Genomic DNA, 15107 nt, shown 5'->3' on the forward strand with positions numbered 1-15107 from the left:
TCATCCCTTCCGTCCGGGGCGGACGACGTGCAGGGCCAGCCTGGGCGGGTGGGCCAGGCCCAGGCCGTGGATCGCGTCGGTGAGTGCCATGTCCAGGTCGGCCTGCACCTCGTCGAGTTCACGGAAGTGGGAGACGGCGAGGACGTGGGCGCGGGAGCGGTGCAGTCGTACGCGTACCCGGCGTACGCCCGAGATCTCCATGGCCCGGTCGCGCAGCGCCATCGCGGCCGCGTCGCGGCGCAGCCCGGCGCGGACGTCGGGGTGGCTGCGGCGCATCGGCAGGACGTCCCGCAGGCCCGGCGTGACGGCCAGGGTCAGCAGCCATACGCCGAGGGCGGCGGCGATGCCCGCGCCGACCATGACCCAGGTGTCGTCGAGGGGGCGCGTCGCGAGCTGCCGGGCCAGTGCGCGGCGCCAGTGCATCGCGGGGTGGCGGGCCCGTACGGCCCCGATGTCGTACAGGAAGGCGGCCGCCGTCACCAGGAGAACGACGGCGGCCAGGGCCGCGGGTGTGCGGCGTGGCGACCAGAAGCGGGCCGCGTGGCCGGCCGGGGGCGGCGGGGCCTCGGGTGGCTTCTCGATGACCTGTGTCTGCTCGGTGCTCATCACGTCCTCCCCTGGGGCTGGGCGGGGTGCAGCCGTTCGACGTGCACGGCGACCTCCCGGACCTCCATGTCCACCAACGCGCCTACCCGCTCGACCACATGCCGACGCACAGTCGCGCACCGGGCGCCGATGTCTGACGGATAGTCCAGTTCGAGGTGGACGCGGACGCGGGCGGTACCGCGGTGGACCGCCACCGTGGCGTGCGGGGGTACGGCGTCCTCGGGGAGGGGGCCGAGGGCCTCGCGGGCCGCTTGCGCGGCGATCTTCGCCACCACCCGGTCGGCGATCCGGACGGCCCCGCGCTCGCCGGGCGCCACGACCGTCGCAGGCCTGCGCGTCTCACCGCTCGAGGTGGTCATCGCCGCCGGTCACGCCGGTCGTCGCGACCGCGGAAGAAGTCACCGAGTTCGAGGTCTCCCTCCGCGAGCCTGCCGATGACGAACCCGACGGCCCCCAGCGCCGCCACCAGCAGGAAGGCGCCGAAGCCGCCGAAGTACCCGGCGAAGCCCAGCGCCATGCCGGCGATCATGCCGACCACGGCCAAGCTCATGGTGCGATCCCCTCAGCCGTCACTGAAGCCGGGACTCCGGCTCCTCTTCCTCTTCCTCGGGCAGCTTCACATCACTCACCGCGATGTTGACCTCGACCACTTCGAGCCCGGTCATGCGCTCCACGGCCGCGATCACGTTCTCCCGTACCGCGCGGGCCACATCCGCGATCGAGACGCCGTAGTCCACGACGAGCTCCAGGTCGAGCGCGGTCTGCACCTCACCGACCTCGGCCTTCACACCACGGGTGACCGACTTGGAGCCGCCCGGCACCCGGTCGCGCACCACACCGAAGGTGCGGGCCAGTCCGCTGCCCATCGCGTGCACGCCGACGACGTCCCGGGCCGCCAGTCCGGCGATCTTCTCCACCACACCGTCGGCGATCGTGGTCCGGCCCCGGGTCGACGGGTCACCGCCACCGCGTCTGACGGTCTTCCGGGTCTGTACCGTCGGTTCCTTCGGCTCCTTCTCCGGCTCCGCCGTCATCTCCGTCATCGCCGTACGCCCCTTCCGGTGGTCGTCCTGCGACCAAAGGTAAGTGCGGATGCCCTGTCATGCCCCTGTGATGCGGCAGGCTGGAGCAATGACGGCGGACCGGTGGGCAGACGCGGTACGGCATCCCCTGGGCTCGGGCAGGCTGCTCCCGCTGGGCGGGCGGCACGACGGTGCGTGGGTGACGGAGTCGGTGGCCGACGCGGTGCTGCGCCGGGCGGCGGCCGGGGTGCCGGGGGTGCGGCTGGGGGCGGTGCGGATCGCGCCGGCGGATCCGGATGACGTCCAGGAACCCGTCGTACCGCCGCCGCCCGGTGCCGTGCCGCCGGGGCCGCTGCGGGTGGCGGCGGACTTCGCGGCGACGGCCGCCGAGCCGCTGCCGACGACGGCGGCACGGCTGCGCCGGGCGCTGGCGGTCGCGGCGACGGCACGGCTCGGGCTGGCGGTGGCCGAGGTGGACCTGCGGGTGACCGACCTGCTGACGACGGACCGGACGGAGCCGGAGGCCGTACGTCCGCCTCGGCCGCCGTCGGTCCGGGAGGGCAGGGATCCGGACGGGGCACGGGTGACGGCGGCGGCGCTGGCGGTGCCGGGGGTGGCGCGGGTGACGGGGGCGCTGAGCCGGGAGGTGCACTTCGAGGCGGCGTTGCCGCGCCGGCATGTGCGGGTGGAGGTGGCGCTGGCCGACGGGCCCAGGGCCGTGGACGTGGCGAGGGGGGTCCGTACAGCGGTCGGCGCGGCGCTGGGGGACCACCCCACGGTGGCCGTGCTGGTGACGGACGTCGACTGAAGCGCCTCGAAAGGGGCGCGGGGAACCTGAAGCGACTCGAAAGGGGCGCGGGGCGGTATCGATATGCGGCTGTCGCCGCGTGGGCGCGACCAGCCCCGCCCCACTCGCCCGCGCCGAACTACTCGCCCACGCCCGCCAAGTCCCGCAGCCGCCGAGCCTGCGCCTGCCGCTCGGCAGCCCGCTGCTCCTCGTAGGTACGGTCGCCGGCGCCCCGCAGCAGCGCCTTGGTCTCCACCACCGCGTCCCGGGGCGCGGCCAGCAGCGCCGCGGCCAGGTCGCGTACCGCGGCGTCGAGTTCGGCACCGGGCACCGCGAGGTTGGCGAGCCCGGAGGCCACCGCCTCCTCGGCCTGTACGAACCGTCCGGTCGCGCAGATCTCCAGCGCGCGGGCGTAGCCGACGAGAGAGACCAGCGGGTGCGTACCCGTGAGGTCCGGCACCAGGCCCAGGCTGGTCTCGCGCATGGCGAACTGCACGTCGTCCGCGACGACGCGCAGGTCACAGGCGAGGGCGAGCTGGAAGCCGGCCCCGATGGCGTGGCCCTGCACGGCGGCGATCGACACCAGGTCGTTGCGCCGCCACCAGGTGAACGCCTGCTGGTATTCGGCGATGGCCGCGTCGAGCCCGGCGTCGTCACGGCGCGCGAGTTCGATGAACGTCGGCTCGCCCGGGATCCCCTCCGGCGAGAACATCTGCCGGTCGAGGCCCGCGGAGAAGGACTGGCCCTCACCGCGCAGCACGACGACACGGACCGACCCCGGCAGCGACCGCCCGGCTTCGGCCAACGCCCGCCACAGCGCGGGGCTCTGGGCGTTTCGCTTGGCCGGGTTGGTCAGCGTCACCGTGGCGAGCGTGTCGTCCACGGTGAGCCGTACGCCGTCCTTGTCGAGAACAGGAACGAGGTCCTGGTCGGGCGAAGCCATGGGGCGCCTCCGATGTGTGCGGTCATCACGCATTGCCGTACGGCATGCTAAGTGACTGCACAGTAACCACCCGGCCGATCAGTCGGCCGACCGGGTGGCCACCATCGAAGCCGATGGGCCGCCCGGGGTCAGGACGCGGCTTTCTTGCCCCGCGTCGCCCCGCCACGCCCACGCAGCGTGACACCCGACTCGCTGAGCATCCGGTGGACGAAGCCATACGAGCGGCCGGTTTCCTCGGCCAGTGCCCGAATGCTCGCACCGGAGTCGTACTTCTTCTTCAGGTCTGCCGCGAGCTTGTCGCGCGCGGCGCCGGTTACCCGGCTGCCCTTCTTCAGAGTCTCGGCCACCCGTGCCTCCTCATGGGAAGTGCGCTCTGGTCCCCTCATGATCACCCCTCCGGGGCGCGATGGCCACCCATTCGGCAAGGTCCGTGAGACATCGTTGTGACGACAGGAGTGCATCCCCACAAGCGGAATCCATGATTCCTACGGGTGGTGACCAAGGGGCCGAACGGGTTCTTCCGCGAAGTGCCAGGTCAGACACGGAAAGCGGCCGACCCCTTGTCGACAAAGGGATCGGCCGCGAAATCGGTGCATGACACACCTCGATACGAGGAGATCTCACACAGATGATGGATCACCGATAAGCCGAATGATCCATAGCCAGTGGATCAGGCATTCGATCACGCGAGGACGACGAGACCGGCACGTGAGGACGAGGGAGCCGGTTCTCCCGGTTCTCCCCCGCTTCTCAGGCGAGCGCGACCAGGTCCGCGTAGTCGGCGCCCCACAGGTCCTCGACACCGTCGGGGAGCAGGATGATCCGCTCGGGCTGGAGCGCCTCGACGGCGCCCTCGTCGTGCGTGACCAGGACGACCGCGCCCTTGTAGGTGCGCAGGGCGCCGAGGATCTCCTCGCGGCTGGCGGGGTCGAGGTTGTTGGTCGGCTCGTCCAGGAGCAGGACGTTCGCCGAGGAGACGACCAGGGTGGCCAGGGCGAGCCTGGTCTTCTCGCCGCCGGAGAGGACACCGGCCGGCTTGTCGACGTCGTCGCCGGAGAACAGGAACGAGCCCAGCACCTTGCGGACCTCGACGAGGTCCATGTCGGGGGCGGAGGAGCGCATGTTCTCCAGGACGGTGCGGTCCGGGTCCAGGGTCTCGTGCTCCTGGGCGTAGTAGCCGAGCTTGAGGCCGTGGCCCTCGAGCACCTCACCGGTGTCGGGCTGCTCGACCCCGCCGAGCAGCCGCAGCAGGGTGGTCTTGCCGGCGCCGTTGAGGCCGAGGATGACCACCCGGGAGCCCTTGTCGATGGCCAGGTCGACGTCGGTGAAGATCTCCAGCGAGCCGTAGGACTTCGACAGGCCCTCGGCGGTCAGCGGGGTCTTGCCGCAGGGCGCGGGGTCCGGGAAGCGGAGCTTGGCGACCTTGTCGGAGATCCGGACCGCGTCCAGGCCGGCCAGCAGCTTGTCCGCGCGGCGGGCCATGTTCTGCGCGGCGACCGTCTTGGTGGCCTTGGCGCGCATCTTGTCGGCCTGCGAGTGCAGCGCGGCCGCCTTCTTCTCGGCGTTGGCGCGCTCGCGCTTGCGGCGCTTCTCGTCGGCCTCGCGCTGCTGCTGGTAGAGCTTCCAGCCCATGTTGTAGACGTCGATCTGGGACCGGTTGGCGTCCAGGTAGAAGACCTTGTTGACGACCGTCTCGACCAGGTCGACGTCGTGGGAGATCACGATGAATCCGCCGCGGTAGGTCTTCAGGTAGTCGCGCAGCCAGACGATCGAGTCGGCGTCGAGGTGGTTGGTCGGCTCGTCCAGCAGGAGCGTGTCCGCGTCCGAGAACAGGATCCGGGCCAGCTCGATACGGCGGCGCTGACCGCCGGAGAGCGTGTGCAGGGGCTGGCCGAGCACCCGGTCGGGCAGGTTGAGCGCGGCGGCGATGGTGGCGGCCTCGGCCTCGGCGGAGTACCCGCCCTTGGTGAGGAACTCGGTCTCCTGGCGCTCGTACTGCCGCAGCGCCTTCTCGCGGGTGGCGCCCTGGCCGTTGGCGATGCGCTGCTCGTTCTCGCGCATCTTGCGGATCAGTACGTCGAGGCCGCGCGCGGAGAGGATGCGGTCGCGGGCGAGCACGTCGAGGTCGCCGGTACGGGGGTCCTGCGGGAGGTAGCCGACCTCGCCGGAGCGGGTGACGGTACCCGCGGCGGGGACGCCGTCACCGGCCAGGACCTTGGTGAGGGTGGTCTTGCCGGCGCCGTTGCGGCCGACCAGACCGATGCGGTCACCCTTGGCGACACGGAAGGTGGCGTTCTCGATGAGGATGCGCGCACCGGCGCGCAGCTCGATACCGGAGGCGGAGATCACGGACAGACTCCAGGGCGTACGGGGTTTGACGGATGGGCGGCTGAGGACGTTCCCGCCGTCTAATGCGCGAGGAGAATGGCCATGGGCCAAGTCTAACGGGGCGGCGCAAGCGCTTTTTCGGCGTGCGGGTGTTCGGGGCGGCTGCCGGGGAGGGCGTTGCCGAGGGGCGCGCGGTGCGGGGCGATCCGGCCCAGGTCGTCCACGGCGATGAGCTGCGCGGTCCAGGCGCCGTCCGCGCAGGGCTGGGCGACGAGCAGGGCGGTGCCGTGACGTACGGCACGTTCGGGGCGGAACGCGCAGCCCGCGCGGGCGGGCAGCACCCAGCGCAGGTCGCCGTCGGCGGTGCGGTACGCGGCGATGCGGGCCGGGGAGACGACCGCGAGGATGCCGCGGCCGAGGGGGCGCAGGACGCCGGTGCCGCCCTGCCGCCGGAGCCAGCCGGTGGCCGCGGGCAGGGCGCGGTGCCAGCGCACGGAGCGGCCGTCGGTGTCGGTGACGAGCCCGTCGTCCCAGACGGCGATCGCGTGCCCGCGCGCGGGCAGCACGCTCAGCGGACGGCGTCCCACGCGCGCATACCGCCACCGCAGGGTCCGTCCGTCGTACGCCTCGACCACCGCCCCACGCGCGCGTGCGCTGTGCGCGGCCGGACCGGGGGTGAGGCGGTCGCCGTAGGGGGCGGGCCGGATCTGCTGGACCACACCGAGGAGGGCACCGGCCAGCAGCACGGCGAGGGCGACGGGGAGGAGCCGGCGGGTGCGGAGCCTGCGCCGGAGGGGGCTCGGGAAGGGCCGGGAGGACGCGCGCACCGGCGGGCGGTCGGCGGGCGCCGGCATCGGGGCGGTCCCGCGCGGGCCGCCGATCGTGGGGGCCGGGTTCCGGGGACGGTCGGCGGAGAGCACCGGGTTCCGGGGGCCGCCCGCGGCGGGGATCGGATCCCGGGGGACGCCGGCTGCGGGGAGCGGGGCTGTGGTGGGCGGTGGGGTGCTCGTGTGGGGCAGTACGGGCACCGGGTCCCCCTTCGACGCCCGGCGGGCGTCCTTGTGGCATGGGTCAGGCGCAGAGCGTAGTCATGGCCGCGAGGCGGGGGCGGGCGTGACGCGGGGGCGGGACGGGACGTCGCCCGATCGGGCGTTCGCCGGTCCATCGGCGCGAAGTGCCCGCCGGGATGGCGCAAGGTGGAGGCAGGGACGGTGCGAGCGGAAGGCGGTGCCCCATGCAGTTCGACGACGACGCGAACCTGGACACCTCCGAGGTCCAGGACGTGCGCGGCAGCCGTGTGCCGGGTGGGAAGGCGACCATCGGCGGCGGCCTGGCCGGTCTGATCGCGCTGCTCCTGGCCCTGTTCTTCGGTGTCGGCCCCGACCAGCTCGGCCTCTCCTCCGGTGACAGCTCGCCCTCGCCCGCCTCCTCCTCGCTGGCGCAGGTGCAGCAGAGCTGCCGTACCGGGCGGGACGCGAACACCAAGGACGACTGCCGGATGGTGGCGGTGGTCAACAGCGTGCAGGACTTCTGGAAGCAGGAGTTCCAGCAGCGCCGGGGCACCTACACGAACGCTCCGACGGTGTTCTTCACCGGCCGGGTCGGCACCGCGTGCGGTACGGCGACCTCGGCGGTCGGGCCGTTCTACTGCCCGGGCGACCGCAGGGTCTATCTGGACCTCGGCTTCTTCGACGAGCTGCGGTCCGAGTTCGGCGCGAGCGGCGGCCCGTTCGCCCAGGCGTACGTCGTGGCGCACGAGTACGGGCACCATGTGCAGGACCTGATGGGCACGTTGAGCCGGTCGCAGGACAACCTGACCGGCGTGAACAGCAATGCGGTCCGGGTGGAGCTCCAGGCCGACTGCTACGCCGGGGTGTGGGCGCGGCACGCGACGACGACGAAGGACGAGTCGACCGGCCGGCCCCTGATCACCAGCCTGACGGACGCCGACATCCGGGACGGTCTCGACGCGGCGGCGGCCGTGGGCGACGACCGGATCCAGGAGCGGTTCCAGGGACGGGTGACGCCGGAGACCTGGACGCACGGGTCGGCGCAACAGCGCCAGCAGTGGTTCTACCAGGGGTACCGGACCGGGGACATGGCGCGGTGCGACACCTTCCGGTGAACCGGCGCGTCACCTTCCGATGAACTGCTGCCACACCTTCCGACGAGCTACTGCCACACCTTCCGATGAACTGATGAACCGATGGCCCCATGGACCGCTGAGCCGCTGCCCCCTGGCCGGCGCCGGCAGCGCGGGCCGGGGGCGTTGTCAGTGCCGGGTGCAAGACTGTGCAGCAGACCGGACGACGGCTTTCGGGGGACCGGCACACAAGGGGAGTGATCGGCATGGCAGGCACGACCGGCGGACGGCCGAGCATCTATCCGTCGCTGCTGTACGCGGACGCGAAGGCGGCGATCAAGCAACTCACGGAGGCCTTCGGCTTCACCGAGCTGTCGGTGTACGAGGGCGAGGACGGCATGGTGTTGCATGCCGAGCTGGTGCAGGGCAACGGCGCGATCATGCTGGGTTCCCAGGGCCGCGGCGGCCGTTTCGACGCGGCGATGGAGGGCGCGGGCCCGACCGGGGTGTACATCGTCGTGGACGACGTCGACGCACACCACCAACGGGCCGTGGACCACGGCGCGGAGATCCTGATGCCCCCGACGGACCAGGACTACGGCTCGCGGGACTACATGGCCCGGGACGTCGAGGGCAATGTCTGGAGCTTCGGCACCTACGCCCCGGAGATAACGGGCTGACCTGCCCGCCCCGCCTCCGCCGTCAGCCGCCGGTGTGCACCTGGAAGGCGGCCCGGCGGACGGCTTTGGCGAGCGCCGGGTCGGGGTGGGCAGCGGCGAGGGCGACCAGGACCTGCACGGTGCGCGGGTGACCGACGGCGCGCACCTCGTCGAGCAGGGCGGGGACGGTGGGCTGCAGCGCCGACTCCAGATGACGGACCAGCATCGGCGCCTCACCGTGGTCGGCGACCGCGGCGGCCGTGTCCACCCAGAGCCAGGTGGCCTCTTCGCGGGTGAGCACCTCGTGGGCGTCCTCCGGGTCGGCCCCGTCGTGCTCGGCCAGCCACAGCAGGGCGTACGGCCGCAGGGTCGGCTCGTCGACGACCGCGCGGACGTCCGGTTCGGCGGGGGCGCCGACCACGCGCAGCGCCTCGAAGGCGAGACCGCGCAGCAGGGCGTCCTCGCCACGGGCGGCGGCGACGAGTTCGGCGACGGCGCTGCCGACGGGGCGGGCGGCGAGCCAGGCGCGGTACTCGGCGCGGGCCGCGTTGGGGCGGAGCTGGGCGCAGCCGCGCAGCATCTCCTCGGCGGCGACCTCGATGTTCCCGGCGGGGCTCTGTGCGGCCACGCAGATCTGCTCCAGCTTGACCCAGACCGCCCAGCTGCCCAGCGGGGTGAGGGTGGCCTGGCCGACGCCGTAGGTCAGCGCGCCGACGGAGGCGAGCGCGTGCAGGGACCAGTCGAGGAGGGGGGCGAGCTCGGCGTCCTCGGCGGGGGCGGGGTCGTCGGCCGGTGCGCGGTCCGCCAGGTCGGCGCGGGCGGCGGGCACGCTGGCGGCGGGCACGGCGGAGCCGATCCCGGCCTCCGTCTCGTAGGGGACCTCGCAGCGCTCGGTGCGCAGTTCGGTGACCCGCTGTCGCAGCAGGTCCAGGAGCTGCTCGACCGGGACGGGACCGGCGGACAGCTGGAGGAAGGAGAGCACCTGGGGCATGGCCGAGACGACCTCGGCGACTGCGGCGGCCTCGAACTCCGCGGGCTCCGGATGGGCGAGCGACCACGCGTCGAAGAGGGCGACCCAGCCGCGCAGCACGGCGCTGTCGTCGCGGTCCCAGGCGCGCAGGCGCCAGCCGGGGCGTGCGCTGTCGCCGTGCACCTCGACCAGGCCGGCAAGCCGGGCGGTGTCCCAGTCGGCGCGGATCTGAGCCACGGTCAGGCCCAGATCGCCGGAAGCGCGTTCGGCGGACGCCTCGGAGAGAGTGGCCTTGCCGTCGGCGGTCGCGCCGTCGCTGCCCGGACCGAGGGCCGTGTCGGCCCAGTGGGCGACTCGGGCCGCTCCGGCCAGCCCGGACCGTGCCATTCTGGCCAGCTCGGCGGGGGCCGGGGTGCCCTCGGGTGGGCGGGGTGCGGGGCGACGCGCGGGCCGCTGGTTCATCGCTCGGGGGGCTGCGGCCAGGGGTCGCGTTCGGACGAGTCGAAGCCTTGAGTCGCGCGGGATACGGGACGTCACGGGTGCAGTCTTCCGGTTGACGGTCCGAAAACCCAAACGGAATGTCACGGCGGGCGACGGGGCTGGCCAACGCACGGGACCCGCGGGGAGGCGAGGAGACATGTTCAGGCCAGTGGTACGGCCTTAAACGGAACCCGTGGGACCGACTGGAATCGGGGCCTCCGGCTTGCGCCGGGGCGAGGCCGGGGAAGGGCCGCGGGTGCGGGGAAAATCATGCCAAGCGCGTCATGTCATATGAGAGGAGACATAAATGGGCATCACATCAGAGGCGTGAGAAATCGGCGCAGCCGCTCCTCGTAGCGCTCGGGGTCGGCGTTCCACATCGCGCCGTGCGGGGCGTCCGGCACGGTGTGCAGGGCGATGCGGTCGGGGCGCTGTGCGGCGAACCGGCGGGAGTACACCCAGGGGGCCACCGTGTCGTCCGGGCCGTGGACGATCAGGGTGGGCACGGTGAGCTGATCCGGGTCGACGGGGTCGCCGACGTGGTCGGCGTGCAGGCCGGCGCGGCCCTGGGCGGCGCGCACCGCGAGCGGCAGCAGCGGCTCGGGGACGTGCCGGGCCTGGGCCAGGGCGCGCAGGGTGGCCTCCCAGCTGAGCACCGGCGAGTCCAGGACCAGCCCGGAGACGCGCTCGCGGAGCGCCGAGTGGGCGACGGCGCGCAGCGCCATGGTGGCGCCGGTGGACCAGCCGTACAGGACGACACGGCGGGCGCCGTAGCGGACGGCGTAGCGGATCGCCGCGTCCAGGTCGCGCCACTCGCTCTCGCCGAGGTGGTTCAGGCCGTCCGGGGGGCGCGGGGCGCCGAGGTCGCCGCGGTAGGCGAGGGCGAGGACCGGCAGGCGCCGGCCGTGCAGGAACCGCATGACGTTCATGGGGAGCTCACGGGTGGTGCCGAGGCCGTGCACCGCGATCACCCAGGTGTCCCGGTAGCCGGGCACGAACCAGGCGGGCAGGGCCCCGAGTTCGCCGGGCAGGTCGATGTCGGCGTGGTCCAGGCCGAGGGCCGCGCCCGGGTTGCCGACGTGGACGTTGGGGGTGAGCCAGACCTTGTCGCCGGTTTCGAGGGTGCCGTGGGTCACGCTCTCCAGCCGCCGTACGACGGTGTCCGGGGTGTTCGCGGCGGACTCCAGGACGGCGCCGACGACCGCGTGCGAGCCGTCGCCGGCCAGGCCGTAGGTGCCGGGGCGCAGCGAGGCCAGGTCCCGGGTGAGGGTGATGCGGCCGACCGTGCTGCCGTGCACGGTGAGCTGGGGCTCGGTGGGCAGGGGCCGGCCCGGCGGCGCCTTCAGCGCGGCGTCACTGGCGAACCGCCCTGCGGCCACGCTGGCCGCGCCGGCGGCGAGTACGGCACCGACCGCGGCGGCCGTGACTTTGACTGGGCGCACCTGTCCAGTGTCGGGGCGGAGCGGGACGGCGGCCAGTGGAGGCGGGGCCGTTTGTCCCGCGGGCGAAGCCTTCGACGGGGGCGCGGTGAGTTCGGCACCGCCGGGGACGTACGTCGTGGCGTGGCGCTCTCGCGGCGGAGAAAGAGTCGAGCAGCACGGAAAGAAGAAGCCCGAAGCGCGGGGCGGGACGCGAGGAACCCAAGAGCGCCGTCGGGGCCGGCGGGCGGGACGCGAAGAACCCAAGGGGCGGGACGCGAGGGACCCGACGAGCAGGACGCGAAGAACCCGACGAGCAGGACGCGAAGAACCCAACGGGCGGGACGCGAGGGGCCCGACGAGGATGACGCCGAAGGCCGGGCCGTAGGCGGCTATCGCCTTTGCTGGCCGTAGCCCCGGAGGCGCTCCCCCACCTCCGCCATCTGTTCCGGTGAGAGCAGGCTCGGGGTCAGGCCGGGGACGGCGGACGCCGTCAGCCACAGGCGGCACATCCACTCCAGCTGGGCCGTGCGGTCGTAGGCCTGGGTCAGGGTGGTGCCGTAGGTGATCGTGCCGTGGTTCTGGAGGAGGCAGCCGGAGCGTTCGGTCAAGGCGCGGAGCATGTTCTCGGCCAACTCGTCGGTGCCGTAGGTCGCATACGGGGCAACCCGGACGGTACCGCCGAGCGCGGCGGACATGTAGTGGATCGCCGGAAGCTCCGGGACGAGCGTCGAGACGGCCGTCGCGTGCACGGCGTGGGTGTGCACGACGGCACCGGCGTCCGTGCCGCGGTAGATCGCGAGATGCATCGGCAGCTCGCTGGTCGGGACCAGGGCGCCCAGCACCTGGCGACCGGAGAGGTCGACGCCCGTCACGTCGTCGGGGGTGAGCCGGTCGTACGGCACGCCCGACGGCGTGACCAGCACGGTGTCGCCGACGCGGACCGAGACGTTGCCGGAGGTGCCGACGACCAGTCCGTCGGTCACGGTGCGGCGGGCGGTGACGACGAGCTCGCGCCAGGCGCTCGCCTCCTCCGCGCGTACATCCCGCCTCCGTGGCTCCGACACACCCGGTGCGTCGCTGCGCCCATCCCGTCCGTCACGGTCGTCCCGCCGCTGCTCAGCCATGCCCCGATCCTGTCAGGCGGTGCCCCAACCGGCTTGTACGGCAGGGCACTTTAGGCCGGACACCCCGTATTCAGTAGAGCGCAAATCCCCACAAAGGGCACCATTTCAAGGCTTGGCCGAAGATCGCCGATCATACGCCGATCTTCCAATAATCTCTGGACGATTTTTCGTACACGTCGCCATTCCGGGGGGAAACATGGCCCGTGACCGCTCCGCGTCGCACCATCACCGCCACCGCCACCGTCATCACGCCCGCGCCCTCGCGGCGTCCGTGGCCGCTCTCGCCCTCGCGGGGGCTGCGACCGCGTTCGCCGGGACGCCGGCGTCCGCGGCGAGCCCGCCTAAGGGGCACGACGTCTCCTCGCACCAGAAGAACGTCGACTGGGCGGGCGCCAGGGCGAAAGGCGCCAGGTTCGTATACGTCAAGGCGACCGAGTCCACCACCTACCGCAACCCGTACTTCGGCCGGCAGTACAACGGTTCACGCGAGGCCGGAATCATGCGGGGCGCCTACCACTTCGCCCTGCCGGACACGTCGTCGGGCGCTCGGCAGGCCGCGTATTTCGTGAGCCATGGCGGCACCTGGACCGCGGACGGCTGGACACTGCCGCCGGCGCTCGACGTCGAGTACAACCCGTACGACAAGAAGCACAGGTGCTACGGGCTGAGCCACTCCAAGATGGTCGAGTGGATCAAGTCCTTCAGTGACGAACTGAAGCGGGAGACCGGCCGGCGGCCGGTGATCTACACGACCACCCACTGGTGGAACCTCTGCACCGGCGGCAGCGGCGCCTTCGCCGCGAACCACGCCCTGTGGATCGCCCGCCACGGCTCGGCGGACGCCGGCGCGCTGCCGGCCGGGTGGTCGCGGTGGACCTTCTGGCAGTACGACAACAGCGGCAGCCTGCCGGGTGACCAGAATCTCTTCAACGGGTCGGCGAGCCGACTGAAGGCGTTCGCCAAGGGCTACTGACCAACGGGCGACTGAGCCGCCGGACCGGAGACGGGACGGCGGCTTCGCCCGTTCCCGCGCGCGGATACCCTGAAGTCGATCTCAGACACCACAGTGACCATCCCAGTTCACCTTCCGTTCATCCAGGTTGCCTACGGTCCAACGGCCGATGACCTCTAAAGATTGTCTGGGTAAATGGAAAACTTCTCGCTGATCCTCGCGATTGTGGTGGTGACCGCACTCGCGTTTGATTTCACGAACGGTTTCCACGACACCGCCAACGCGATGGCCACGACCATCTCGACCGGCGCACTCAAGCCCAAGATCGCGGTGACCATGTCGGCCGCGCTCAACCTGGTGGGCGCCTTCCTCTCCGTGGAGGTCGCCAACACGATCTCCAAGGGCCTCGTCGACGAGAACGGCATCCGCCCCGAGGTCATCTTCGCCGCCCTGGTCGGCGCGATCCTCTGGAACCTGGTGACCTGGCTGGTGGGTCTGCCCTCCAGCTCCTCGCACGCCCTGATGGGCGGTCTGATCGGCGCCACCGTCGCCTCCGCCGGCCTCGGCGCGGTCCACGGCGACGTGCTGGTCACCAAGGTCCTGCTCCCGGCGGTCGCCGCCCCCGTCGTCGCGGGCCTCGCCGCGATGCTCTCCACCCGCCTGTCGTACGCGATCGGCAAGAACGCCGACGACAACGCCACCCGCAAGGGCTTCCGCGCCGGTCAGATCGCCTCGGCCGGCCTGGTCTCCCTCGCGCACGGCACCAACGACGCGCAGAAGACGATGGGCATCATCACCCTCGCGCTGATCGCGGGCGGCTCCATCGCCCCCGGCTCGAACCCTCCCACCTGGGTCATCCTCTCCGCCGGACTCGCCATCGCCCTCGGCACCTCCATCGGCGGCTGGCGGATCATCCGCACCATGGGCAAGGGCCTGACCGACCTCCAGCCGCAGCAGGGCTTCGCCGCCCAGACCAGCGCGGCCACCGCCATCCTGGCCTCCTCCCACCTCGGCTTCTCCCTCTCCACCACGCACGTCGTCTCCGGTTCCGTGATGGGCGCCGGCCTGGGCCGCAAGGGCGGCACGGTCCGCTGGTCCACCGCGACCCGCATGATGATCGCCTGGGTGCTCACCCTCCCCGCGGCCGCGGTCGTCGGCGCGCTCGCCGAGTCCGTGACGGACCTCGGCGACTGGGGCACGGCGGTCGTCGCCGTCTTCCTCGTCGCCTCCAGCGCCACGATCTGGAAGCTCTCCCGCCGCGAGGTCGTGGACAGCGCCAACGTCAACGACACCGACGGCACGGAGCCGGCCGGCGTGGTGACCGCGGCGATGGCCGCCGTGACCCCGCCGCCCGCGGGCACGGTGGCCGACGACCTCACCGCCACGATCCCGTCCCCCGCCCCGTCACCCGCGCCGGTCGCCGCCAGCGACCCGGCCGCGACCGTCTGACCCCCGAGGAAGAACCGACATGAACATCGACTGGGCAGCCATCGGCTCCGTCTTCGGCGTCAGCCTCGTGGTCACCGTGGGCATGGTGGCCCTCTTCACCCTCGGCATCAAGGGCCTCTCCGCCCGCGAACGCGCCGTGGCCCAGGGCAACTCCGCGGCCCTGGCCGTGACCGCCGCCTACCTGTGCTTCGCCGCCTGCGCGGCCGCGGTGGCGTACGGCATCCATCTGATCGTGGCCAAGTCCTGATCCCGGCCAAGGCCTGACCTCGGCCGGACAAGGCTC

At 72.4% G+C, this 15107-nt stretch carries 17 protein-coding genes; 6 read left to right on the forward strand and 11 right to left on the reverse strand.

The features are described from left to right. Genes ACZ4N4_RS00260 through ACZ4N4_RS00275 form a run of 4 tightly spaced genes read right to left on the reverse strand, consistent with a single transcriptional unit; the run spans nt 1 to nt 1649 of the window. On the reverse strand, nt 1–606 hold the full coding sequence (locus tag ACZ4N4_RS00260; RefSeq protein WP_467582752.1) for a DUF6286 domain-containing protein: 606 nt from the start codon (nt 604–606) through the stop codon (nt 1–3). Beyond that, a complete protein-coding gene (locus ACZ4N4_RS00265; RefSeq protein ID WP_467582754.1) occupies nt 606–965 on the reverse strand; it encodes an Asp23/Gls24 family envelope stress response protein in 360 nt (119 codons plus the stop codon). The genes ACZ4N4_RS00260 and ACZ4N4_RS00265 overlap by 1 nt, the downstream gene beginning before the upstream one ends. Beyond that, nucleotides 962–1156 (reverse strand): hypothetical protein, encoded by a 195-nt coding sequence (locus ACZ4N4_RS00270; RefSeq protein WP_467582757.1) that lies wholly within the window; start codon nt 1154–1156, stop codon nt 962–964. The genes ACZ4N4_RS00265 and ACZ4N4_RS00270 overlap by 4 nt, the downstream gene beginning before the upstream one ends. A gap of 19 nt (nt 1157–1175) precedes the next feature. After that, on the reverse strand, nt 1176–1649 hold the full coding sequence (locus ACZ4N4_RS00275) for an Asp23/Gls24 family envelope stress response protein (RefSeq protein ID WP_467582760.1): 474 nt from the start codon (nt 1647–1649) through the stop codon (nt 1176–1178). Between the two features lie 88 nt (nt 1650–1737). On the opposite strand from ACZ4N4_RS00275, the gene ACZ4N4_RS00280 reads away from it, so the two are divergent. Continuing rightward, nucleotides 1738–2436, forward strand: coding sequence for a nucleopolyhedrovirus P10 family protein (locus ACZ4N4_RS00280; RefSeq protein WP_467582762.1), 699 nt, complete (start codon nt 1738–1740; stop codon nt 2434–2436). 118 nt (nt 2437–2554) lie between these two features. Here the strand turns inward: ACZ4N4_RS00280 and ACZ4N4_RS00285 are convergent, their stop codons facing one another. The 4 genes from ACZ4N4_RS00285 to ACZ4N4_RS00300 all read right to left on the reverse strand — a co-directional run bounded on the left by ACZ4N4_RS00285 (nt 2555) and on the right by ACZ4N4_RS00300 (nt 6714). Continuing rightward, nucleotides 2555–3358, reverse strand: coding sequence for an enoyl-CoA hydratase/isomerase family protein (locus ACZ4N4_RS00285; RefSeq protein ID WP_467582765.1), 804 nt, complete (start codon nt 3356–3358; stop codon nt 2555–2557). Between the two features lie 128 nt (nt 3359–3486). Further along, a complete protein-coding gene (locus ACZ4N4_RS00290) occupies nt 3487–3705 on the reverse strand; it encodes a helix-turn-helix domain-containing protein (protein ID WP_046727957.1) in 219 nt (72 codons plus the stop codon). A gap of 403 nt (nt 3706–4108) precedes the next feature. Continuing rightward, nucleotides 4109–5707, reverse strand: a complete 1599-nt coding sequence (locus ACZ4N4_RS00295) for an ABC-F family ATP-binding cassette domain-containing protein (RefSeq protein WP_453573813.1) — start codon at nt 5705–5707, stop codon at nt 4109–4111. A 92-nt stretch (nt 5708–5799) separates the two neighbouring features. After that, nucleotides 5800–6714, reverse strand: a complete 915-nt coding sequence (locus ACZ4N4_RS00300; protein WP_467582769.1) for a hypothetical protein — start codon at nt 6712–6714, stop codon at nt 5800–5802. A 206-nt stretch (nt 6715–6920) separates the two neighbouring features. Between ACZ4N4_RS00300 and ypfJ the strand changes: the two genes are divergently transcribed. Further along, entirely contained in the window at nt 6921–7811 is an 891-nt protein-coding gene (ypfJ, locus tag ACZ4N4_RS00305; protein WP_467582772.1) for a KPN_02809 family neutral zinc metallopeptidase, read from the forward strand. 224 nt (nt 7812–8035) lie between these two features. Next, nucleotides 8036–8449, forward strand: a complete 414-nt coding sequence (locus tag ACZ4N4_RS00310) for a VOC family protein (protein WP_453573821.1) — start codon at nt 8036–8038, stop codon at nt 8447–8449. Nucleotides 8450–8471: 22 nt separating this feature from the next. On the opposite strand, the gene ACZ4N4_RS00315 is transcribed toward ACZ4N4_RS00310, so the two are convergent. The 3 genes from ACZ4N4_RS00315 to ACZ4N4_RS00325 form a co-directional block, all read right to left on the reverse strand. Then, a complete protein-coding gene (locus ACZ4N4_RS00315) occupies nt 8472–9860 on the reverse strand; it encodes a hypothetical protein (protein WP_467582775.1) in 1389 nt (462 codons plus the stop codon). A 332-nt stretch (nt 9861–10192) separates the two neighbouring features. Further along, the gene (locus ACZ4N4_RS00320; protein WP_467582778.1) at nt 10193–11320 is read right to left on the reverse strand and encodes an alpha/beta hydrolase family protein; all 1128 of its coding nucleotides are present in this window, start codon (nt 11318–11320) and stop codon (nt 10193–10195) included. A gap of 368 nt (nt 11321–11688) precedes the next feature. Continuing rightward, nucleotides 11689–12423 (reverse strand): class II aldolase/adducin family protein, encoded by a 735-nt coding sequence (locus ACZ4N4_RS00325; protein WP_453573830.1) that lies wholly within the window; start codon nt 12421–12423, stop codon nt 11689–11691. A gap of 196 nt (nt 12424–12619) precedes the next feature. On the opposite strand from ACZ4N4_RS00325, the gene ACZ4N4_RS00330 reads away from it, so the two are divergent. From ACZ4N4_RS00330 to ACZ4N4_RS00340, 3 genes are all read left to right on the forward strand, one after another. Next, a complete protein-coding gene (locus ACZ4N4_RS00330; protein ID WP_467582781.1) occupies nt 12620–13396 on the forward strand; it encodes a lysozyme in 777 nt (258 codons plus the stop codon). Between the two features lie 174 nt (nt 13397–13570). Then, the gene (locus ACZ4N4_RS00335; RefSeq protein WP_467582784.1) at nt 13571–14824 is read left to right on the forward strand and encodes an inorganic phosphate transporter; all 1254 of its coding nucleotides are present in this window, start codon (nt 13571–13573) and stop codon (nt 14822–14824) included. Between the two features lie 19 nt (nt 14825–14843). Beyond that, on the forward strand, nt 14844–15071 hold the full coding sequence (locus tag ACZ4N4_RS00340) for a hypothetical protein (RefSeq protein WP_450763067.1): 228 nt from the start codon (nt 14844–14846) through the stop codon (nt 15069–15071). The last annotated feature ends 36 nt before the right edge of the window (nt 15072–15107 follow it).

The organism is Streptomyces sp. NPDC026538 (assembly GCF_055567535.1).

What these genes read in the sequence shown, in the direction of transcription:
- ACZ4N4_RS00260 (WP_467582752.1), bottom strand. Translation starts at nt 606, where the DNA reads ATGAGCACCGAGCAGACACAGGTCATCGAGAAGCCACCCGAGGCCCCG.
- ACZ4N4_RS00265 (WP_467582754.1), bottom strand. Translation starts at nt 965, where the DNA reads ATGACCACCTCGAGCGGTGAGACGCGCAGGCCTGCGACGGTCGTGGCG.
- ACZ4N4_RS00270 (WP_467582757.1), bottom strand. Translation starts at nt 1,156, where the DNA reads ATGAGCTTGGCCGTGGTCGGCATGATCGCCGGCATGGCGCTGGGCTTC.
- ACZ4N4_RS00275 (WP_467582760.1), bottom strand. Translation starts at nt 1,649, where the DNA reads ATGACGGAGATGACGGCGGAGCCGGAGAAGGAGCCGAAGGAACCGACG.
- ACZ4N4_RS00280 (WP_467582762.1), top strand. Translation starts at nt 1,738, where the DNA reads ATGACGGCGGACCGGTGGGCAGACGCGGTACGGCATCCCCTGGGCTCG.
- ACZ4N4_RS00285 (WP_467582765.1), bottom strand. Translation starts at nt 3,358, where the DNA reads ATGGCTTCGCCCGACCAGGACCTCGTTCCTGTTCTCGACAAGGACGGC.
- ypfJ (WP_467582772.1), top strand. Translation starts at nt 6,921, where the DNA reads ATGCAGTTCGACGACGACGCGAACCTGGACACCTCCGAGGTCCAGGAC.
- ACZ4N4_RS00310 (WP_453573821.1), top strand. Translation starts at nt 8,036, where the DNA reads ATGGCAGGCACGACCGGCGGACGGCCGAGCATCTATCCGTCGCTGCTG.
- ACZ4N4_RS00315 (WP_467582775.1), bottom strand. Translation starts at nt 9,860, where the DNA reads ATGAACCAGCGGCCCGCGCGTCGCCCCGCACCCCGCCCACCCGAGGGC.
- ACZ4N4_RS00325 (WP_453573830.1), bottom strand. Translation starts at nt 12,423, where the DNA reads ATGGCTGAGCAGCGGCGGGACGACCGTGACGGACGGGATGGGCGCAGC.
- ACZ4N4_RS00330 (WP_467582781.1), top strand. Translation starts at nt 12,620, where the DNA reads ATGGCCCGTGACCGCTCCGCGTCGCACCATCACCGCCACCGCCACCGT.
- ACZ4N4_RS00335 (WP_467582784.1), top strand. Translation starts at nt 13,571, where the DNA reads ATGGAAAACTTCTCGCTGATCCTCGCGATTGTGGTGGTGACCGCACTC.
- ACZ4N4_RS00340 (WP_450763067.1), top strand. Translation starts at nt 14,844, where the DNA reads ATGAACATCGACTGGGCAGCCATCGGCTCCGTCTTCGGCGTCAGCCTC.